This window comes from Mesorhizobium sp. M1322, from assembly GCF_040318085.1.
Lineage (GTDB): Bacteria > Pseudomonadota > Alphaproteobacteria > Rhizobiales > Rhizobiaceae > Mesorhizobium.
Genome location: NZ_JAMYLP010000149.1, coordinates 1 through 8046 on the forward strand (window position 1 = coordinate 1; position 8046 = coordinate 8046).

General features: G+C 58.5%; 5 protein-coding genes and 2 pseudogenes. 4 read left to right on the forward strand and 3 right to left on the reverse strand.

The genetic code is table 11. From position 1 onward, the window contains the following. Positions 1-595 precede the first annotated feature (595 nt). Positions 596-1545 (reverse strand): annotated as a pseudogene (locus NKH12_RS30660) (IS110 family RNA-guided transposase); the annotation flags it as partial. 159 nt (positions 1546-1704) lie between these two features. Between NKH12_RS30660 and NKH12_RS29195 the strand changes: the two are divergent. Next, positions 1705-3294, forward strand: a complete 1590-nt coding sequence (locus tag NKH12_RS29195; protein WP_352956301.1) for an ABC transporter substrate-binding protein — start codon at positions 1705-1707, stop codon at positions 3292-3294. Positions 3295-3797: 503 nt separating this feature from the next. Further along, positions 3798-5549: a CocE/NonD family hydrolase gene (locus NKH12_RS29200; RefSeq protein WP_352956302.1), complete on the forward strand. Its 1752-nt coding sequence runs from the start codon at positions 3798-3800 to the stop codon at positions 5547-5549. 77 nt (positions 5550-5626) lie between these two features. Here NKH12_RS29200 and NKH12_RS29205 read toward each other — a convergent pair. Together NKH12_RS29205 and NKH12_RS30665 are read right to left on the reverse strand one after the other, a co-directional pair. Further along, positions 5627-6378, reverse strand: a pseudogene (locus NKH12_RS29205) (IS5 family transposase). Between the two features lie 455 nt (positions 6379-6833). Then, on the reverse strand, positions 6834-7103 hold the full coding sequence (locus tag NKH12_RS30665) for a hypothetical protein (protein ID WP_502910860.1): 270 nt from the start codon (positions 7101-7103) through the stop codon (positions 6834-6836). Between NKH12_RS30665 and NKH12_RS30670 the strand changes: the two genes are divergently transcribed. Together NKH12_RS30670 and NKH12_RS29215 are read left to right on the forward strand one after the other, a co-directional pair. Further along, positions 7059-7247 carry a hypothetical protein gene (locus tag NKH12_RS30670; RefSeq protein ID WP_502910861.1) on the forward strand — a complete coding sequence of 63 codons (189 nt, stop codon included), beginning with the start codon at positions 7059-7061 and terminating at the stop codon, positions 7245-7247. The genes NKH12_RS30665 and NKH12_RS30670 overlap by 45 nt on opposite strands. 358 nt (positions 7248-7605) lie before the next feature. Continuing rightward, positions 7606-8046 (forward strand): ABC transporter substrate-binding protein (locus tag NKH12_RS29215; RefSeq protein ID WP_352956303.1); only part of this gene is annotated, 441 nt, incomplete at its 3' end.

Consider the following 8046-nt stretch of genomic DNA (forward strand, 5'->3'; position numbering starts at 1 on the left):
CGAAATGTCGATGTTGCCGTTCTCCGAAAGGCAACTCGGGTTGATCGGCGAGTTCATAGACGACCTTGATAAGCGGCCTACATTGGCACCGATGTGCGATCTGCTGGTTGGCGATAGGTAGGCCAGAGTTCCAGGATAGGTAAAGGAAACCAGTGTGTGCTAGGCTTGGCCCGAGTCCTTAGATGCCCCGTTATGAAGTGGTTCTGGAAACGGGGGTGCGTGTTCCCATGCGCGACGGCGTGGAAGTAGCTACGGATGTCTACCGCCCTCTCGGGTCCCCGGCAAACTGTCCACAATTTTGATGGCAAGGTCCCCTATCGCCTGCCCGAACCCAAGCAAACCCGTAGCCATGATGTTTGCGGTGTACGGCTATGCAGAAGTGTGCAGGAACTTCGCGGCTTCTTTGATTCCGGCGCCCATTTCGCGCTCCGCCCGCGATCGCCGAAGTCGTTGCTTGCGATCGAAATAAGCAACCAGCGTTTCCTGCCCATCCTCTTCGATCACCGTCGGACCGGGAATCTTCCACTCTCACCACTCTCATGATTGCTGACAACGGCCTTTGGCGTAGAAATTGGCCCACAGAATCCGTGCAGCCGATCGACCAGATGAAGCCCACCATCTCGCGTGCGATGGCGACGTTGACGAGAGGCGTTCTTGCCACGCGCATTCAGCCGACCGTTGTGCACAGTCGAACCTGCGCTTTCCACCCGATCGCGAACGACTTTGGCAGCGCCTCCATCCGGTCGACCTTGTGCCGGCCGATGCGCGCTCTCATCCGCTATGCTCAGGCGCCTTCGACCAGCGCGCGCCGGGCATGGGTGTTGCCGGTCTTGGTGATGCCGCCGCGCCAAACGGTCTCATCACTCGATTGCTCACCAGGCACCAGGCCGAAATAGGCCATGAGTTGGCGTGGATTGGAGAAGCAAGTGAAGTCGCCGACCTCCGCGACCAGCACCATGGCATTGATCAGCGAGGTCCCCCCGTATTGCCTGCAAGGCGTCAACGACCGCGCGCTGGTCCCATTCCGGGAGAAGGCTGAGTATTTTGCCGCAGGCGCCGTTTCGCCAGGCCGTCCCACGCTCGTGCTTGCGCCTGTGACGCAGCAGAAATTCCTGAAGATATTGGCGCTCGCGTCACCACCTGTCGCACGACGCTGCGCAGCCGGACCAGGTCGCGCATGGCTTCATGATCGGCGTTGGGCACCAAACGGGTCAACGCTCCGGCCCGATTGTGGCGAGCGAGCATGGTGGCGTCGCGACGGTTCGTCTTCATCCGATCGCCAGGCTTCCGCGGAATGTGTCGGCGCCACCACGTCGCACCGACGGCCGAGACGCTTGAGTTGACGATGAACGCCATAGCCGCACGGGCCAGCCTCATAGCAAAACGCCAGTGGCTTGCTGGACCGCCTGAGACGATCGCACAGCTTGCTGATGGCATCAGCTCGTTGCCAATCTCGCCGAGATATTCCACTTAGCCGAAGCGTCCGCTCTCCGCTACCGCGACCGAAATCCGTCGATGACCGGCGACCCCATGCCCAGCAATCATAGGGACTAGCGTCGCGGAATGTGCGTACTGAGTAAAAAGACGCCGATTTACTGCGTTGACATAGCAGAATTTGCGCAAGTTGACCAGTTCCGCTCACATATCATTCAGTTCGTATAAGGGAGCGAACCCGCCCTGTCGGCTCTGGAATGGAGGATCTCAATGGCGCAGGAACTCGACTATCTCAGCCGTCGCGTCTCCGCAGGCCGGCTGAGCCGACGTGAATTTCTCGGCCGTGCGACGGCGCTCGGGGTCAGCGCCACCTTCGCCAACTCGCTTCTAGCCGGCGCCGCAGTGGCGCAGGCGCCGCAAAAGGGTGGCATCCTGAAGGCCGGCCTCCGGGGCGGTGCCGCAACTGATAGCCTCGACCCGGCGTCCTTTCTCGGCGGGGTTCCCATCGCCTTCGGCAAATGCTGGGGCGAGTTGCTGATGGAAATGACGCCCGACGGCGGAATCGAATACCGCATCGCCGAGGAAATTGGCTCGTCAAAGGACGCAAAGACTTGGACGATGAAGATCCGCAAAGGTATCCAGTTCCACAACGGCAAAGAAGTCACGTCCCAGGACGTCGTCGCCACGCTCGAACGGCATTCCGACAAGGAATCAAAGTCCGGCGCGCTTGGCATCATGACGGGCATTGAATCGCTTAAGGCTGATGGCCGCGACGTCGTGATCACGCTCAAAGAGCCCAACGTTGACCTGCCCTATCTCATGACCGATTATCACCTGATCATCCAGCCCAATGGCGGCAAAGATGATCCGGCCGCTGGCATCAGCGCCGGTCCCTACAAGGTCACGGTTAATCAGCCGGGCGTGAGGCATGACGGCGAAAAATTCAAAGACTACTGGCATGGCGACAAACTCGGCCATGCCGATCAGGTTGAAATCATCGTCATCAACGACGGGACGGCGCGCATTGCGGCTCTGCAAGGCAACCAAGTCCACATTATCAACTCGGTGGAACCCAAGGTCGTTGACTTGCTTAAGCGCAATCCCGGCGTGACCATTCAGAACGTGACCGGGCGCGGCTTCTATTGCTTCAACATTTTATGCGACACCGCGCCGTTCGACAACAACGATCTCAGAATGGCGTTGAAGCTCGCCATGGATCGCGAGCAAATGCTAGACAAGATCCTGCGTGGCTACGGCTCAATAGGTAACGATTTTCCGATTAGTCCTTCCTATCAACTCTTCCCTGAGGACATTGAGCAGCGCGCCTTTGATCCAGACAAGGCCAAGTTCCACTATCAGAAATCGGGCCATAGCGGACCGATCCTGCTCCGGACTTCCGAGGAGGCCTTCCCCGGTGCCGTGGACGCCGCCCAGCTCTTTCAGCAGAGCTGCGCCAAAGCTGGCATCGCAGTCGAGGTGAAGCGCGAGCCGAGCGACGGCTATTGGTCGGACGTCTGGCTAAAGCAGCCCTTCTCGACCTGCGCCTGGAACGGCCGCTCGACGCAGGATCAGATATACTCGACTACTTATCTGTCGACCGCGCAATGGAACGACACGCACTTCTTCAACGAGAAGTTCGACAAGCTTCTGATCGAGGCGCGCGGCGAACTCGATCAGGACAAGCGCAAGAACCTCTATCGCGAGATGGCCACCATCGTTCGGGACGAGGGTGGCGCAATCACGCCGCTGTTCAACCAGTACATCGACGCCACAGGGCCGGGCGTGAAGGGCTTTGTGAAGTCTCCTATGCGAGACGTTGGCAATGCCTCCGCATTGGTCCAATGCTGGCTGGAAGCCTGAACGGAGTGCCTATGGGCTCGCCCCTTCTGAGGCTGGTTGCCCAGCGCATCGCGCTGGGCATTCTCCTTCTCCTCGCCGTGATCCGAACGTTGAACTCCAACTTCTGGACAAAGCGGGCCACGTCATGTGCATGCGCATGAACTGGCTGCAGACGCTGTTCGATAATGTGAAGGCGCGCCAAACGCTTCCTTCACTTGGTCGATCAGGAGGCGTCCCTGCACGTTGTCGCGCCCGACCCAAATTACGCCCTGACCGTCAGTTCGATGGTTGGAAACGGATTGCTCTAGTCCAACGACGAAAACATGGGATGGTTCAAGAAGGGCGGCGACCCGGAAAGCCTTCAGTCGCTGGTTCGCTTGTTGATGGCCAGCGACCTTATCCTTAACGCGCCTGAACTGATCCGACTCCGGACCTCACCCAGATAGATCAGTCAGGTACCGAGGCCAAGGAATTTCTCCGGCTCTATCCAATCCCGTGACGAAGCAGTGAGAATGAAAATTCGAATGGACCCGCAGATGGCACCTAATACCCAGATTGAAGCCGACGTGGCGCGCGCCATTGGCTACGTGACTATGCAGGACGGGACGCGCGTCGCGTACATTTCTTACCACCCCAAGTCAGGCCGCCATCCGACCGTTTTCCTCTATTCTCCATATGACGCAAGTGCAACCCGTTTCGAAGTTGCGAAGCCGTTTCTAGATGCCGGCTATGCCTTCGTCGGGGCCAACTTCCCGGCGACTGGTTGCTCGGAAGGTGTCCTCGAAACATGGTTCGACCGGAAAGAGGGAATCTATGGTGCCGAAGTTGTCGAATGGATTGCCAAACAGACTTGGAGTAACGGCAATGTTGGGATGGTTGGCAATTCATCTGCGGCCACGGTTCAAATGTGGGTCGCGGCAGAACAGCCGCCTCATTTGAGGGCCATCGTAGCGGCCGGCATGTTCGACGCCTATGAGTGGATCTACCAGGGCGGAATGCTACAACTTTATAACCTAAGATGGGCTTTTACCAGTCAGTTCATCAGTCAGGCCGGCGGAGTGAGTGACCGGATAAAAGCGGGCGATATCGAGTGTTCTGCAATTCGTGGAAGCGACCGGCAGGTGGTCAAAAATTCATTCTACAACGAAATTCGAAGTCATCCACTAAATGATGAATGGTGGAATTCGATCTACTTGGCGCGCAAAGAGGTGGTCGGCAAGATCCGAGTACCCACTATGCTTATTGGCGCTTGGCAGGACCGCTATGCCGTCAGGGAAAGCGCTCGCGTAATTACTCAATTAATGCCGAACGTACAGCATAAGAAGCTTGTCCTGATCGACGGCGATCACGGAGGAACCGGAGCACTTGGGCCACAAGCTCCTCTGCTTGTCGACGATGAGCGGATGAAATTCCTCGACCGTTGGGTGAAGGGTGTTAGGAATGGAATTGAGAACGGACCTCCAGTAACCGTTTACTGGGAAGCCTGGGAGCCCGAAGGAGATCCCAAGAAGCAGATTGCGGGTTGGGTTACGCATCACAAGGCTTGGCCAGAACCAACGGTCGAGCGTCGCCCGTACTATCTCACGGCCGATGCTAGGATATCGCCCGACAAACCCGGTGCCACGCCGTACGAGGACTCTCGCGCGTACCTCTACCCGACGGGAGCAGAACTCTACGGAAACAATGAGCAATTCGCGGCTAAGCCATATCAGCAGGGCGTGTTGAACTACAGGACGGATTTTGCCGCCTCGGATATGACGCTGCTTGGAAGTCCGCAAGTGACCCTCTACCTCAGCATTGACGATGGGGATGACACAGACCTAGAACTAATATTGAAGGACGTCGGCCCTGACGGCAACGTACTCTTCCTCCAGTCAGGCCAGTTGCGCGCGTCGCTTCGCGCTATCGATGAACAGCGGACGTCTTCGGACGAAATTGTTCATCTATTCCGCGAACGCGAAAAACTCATGCCCGGTACAATATATGAGATAAAAATGTCGATCTCCCCGATCGGTCATGTAGTCCGAGAAGGGCATAGACTTGAGCTAACCATTGGCGCTCCCAACCCTATCATCAAGCAATCCATCGGCAGCTTTCCAATCGGTGCCGCATCTATTAACAGGGTCTATCACTCGGAGAAGTATCCCTCGAGCATCATCTTGCCCATTATACCCGGGGCGAGGGCCCGCGCGCCTGCGCCTGAACGTGGCATACAGCGAGCGAAACCTTGCCGAAAAGAAACTGAATTTGAGCCCGGCGGACTGCCGACTCGTTGAGTTTCAGCGCAGGGCCTAGCGGCAACCACTTACTCTGACAGGTACAGTTCGCGCGGACCGCTAGGTCGTGTGGACACTTATCTGATCCAAAGGGGGGTTGCAGCGATGGTGACGATTGCAAGGCATTTCGGGCTGTTTTGTCGAAACGTGTTGCGACGCGCCTGAACTGCTTGAGCATGGAGAAGCAGCATTCGATCAAGTGCCGCTGGGCATAGAGGCGCTTGTCGACCTTGGTATTTGCGCGCCCTTGAGAGGTTGTTCGGAATGACGGCGATGGCGCCTTTGTCTGCGATTTCCCGACGCAGGGGATCGGCATCGTACGCTGCGTCGGCCATGACGACCTTGGCGGGCAATCCCCCGATCAAACGTGTAGGCTGCGAGCAGTCGCCGTATTGGCCAGCCGTCAGGATGAAGCGCACCGGGCACCCGAGACCTCGCACGGCAATGTGGATCTTAGTGCTCAGGCCGCCGCGAGGACGGCCAAGGGCCTGATCTTTAGACCCCCTTTTTGGCCCCGAGGCGTGCTGGTGGGCGCGGATGATGATGGAATCGACGATCAGATACTCAAAGTCGGGATCGTCCGACATGGCGGCGAAGATGCGCCACACCCTTTTGGCTCCACCGGCTGAAACGGCAGAAGACGCTGTTCCAATCTCCGAACGCATCAGATCGCGCCAGGGTGAGCCCGTGCACACGACCAAAGCACCGCTTCCACCAACATCCGGTTGTCGCGTCCCGATGAACCTCGTGTTCGCTCGTCTCCGATAATGTGCGCCGACATGCGCTCCCAATGCTCGTCGCGAAGAATCAGACGGTCGAGAACACCCATTGCTGCCTCCAAAAGACAGCCTTGAATCTGGAGGGTTCTGTGTAGTCGCGGGCGCGATTGGGCGGGCACGCACGGGTCGCGACTACATTGAAGCCTGATTGAACTGAACCGCGGGATGGCGGGCGGGGCTATGGGGATTTAGGGCTCGACGGTGTGTCCAAGGCGCCGGAGCGGGCTCGCCGATCGCTCTTGGGCGGTCGCCCGTCGTCGCGATGCAGGACCATCTGCGACGCGAGAGACGGCGCTATTGGATCGTTGACGCTGAGGTGTAGCGTTGCTGGCGACAGCCAGGCTGCGACTTTGACTAGCGGCGCGCAAAGGTCCTTCGGCGACTGTAGCAGACGCCGGGATGGGCGGTGCAAGCCTGTCGGTGCGCAGCGTGTCATGAGGTGTCTGGCCAGGTCGGGGCCTTGCGCGGGATCGGGCCGAGCGAGGCCATGGGAGATTCGGCGACTCTACACTCGGCTGCGAGCGTGAAAATGGGATCGATGCCTGTGCTCTCTATTTTCCGAAAGCCTTGGCGTTGTCCTCGCTTGAAGAAGTTGCCGACATTTGCAGCTTGCTGTTCGGCTTCTCGGCATACGTACCATCGGCGAAGACCTAGCGCATCTCAGGGCCAGCGTTTGAGGATGCAAATTGAGGACAGCTGGTGCGCCATCGCGATCCTGGATGTCGGCGGCATGGACGACGAGACCGACGATCAGGCCGATCGTGTCGACGACGATGTGTCGCTTGCGGCCCTTGACCTTTCTTCCCCGCGTCGAAAGCCACGAATTCCGAATTCCGCCGCTTTCGGAGTTTTGGCCGACTGGCTGTCGATGACACCGGCCCTCGGGCTCGACTCCCACCCCAAGCCTCGTGCGCCGTAATCACGAGGTCGTTGCTGAGCGCGCAGCGGACCCTCGTCGCGCGAGCGATACAAACATTTCTGTACGCTCGAGAACGGCCGGAAGTACTCGGCAGTAACCGGCACGCGCGGCCCGCACCGAGTCATGTAGAGAGAAGCGTGCACGACCTCGCGCATCCAGCCTGTCCCTGGTTGCCGAATGGCGAGGAATCTTCCAACCAACCATCATCCCCTTATGTGCGCAGACTGCTGAAAAACGCCGATTTCCTGCGTGGATAGAAGAATAATTTGCGCAAAGCCGCCCGAGGATGAGCATATTATCATCAAAACGAAGGCCGCATTGTTGGTCACCAGGGAACAAATGTAGCGAGGAGCATCCCATGTCACAGGAACTCGGCTATCTCAGCTGCCCCGTCGCTGCGGGCCGGCTGAGCCGACGTGAATTTCTCGGCCGTGCGACGGCACTCGGCGTCAGCGCCACCTTCGCCAACTCGCTTCTGGCCGGCGCCGCAGAGGCGCAGGCCCCGCAAAGGGGCGGTATCCTCAAAGCCGGCCTTCAAGGCGGTGGGGCCACCGACAGTCTCGACCCAGCGCTTCCAGCCGGGGCCGCCCCAATCACTTTCGGCAGGTGTTGGGGCGAGATGCTGATGGAAGTGACCCCCAATAATGGCATCGAATACCGCATTGCCGAAGAAATCGGCTCGTCGAAGGATGTCAAGACTTGGACGCTGAAAATCCGGAAAGGTATTCAGTTCCACAACGGCAAGGAAGTCACGCCCCGAGACGTTGTCGCCACGCTAGAGCGCCATTCGAATAAGGAG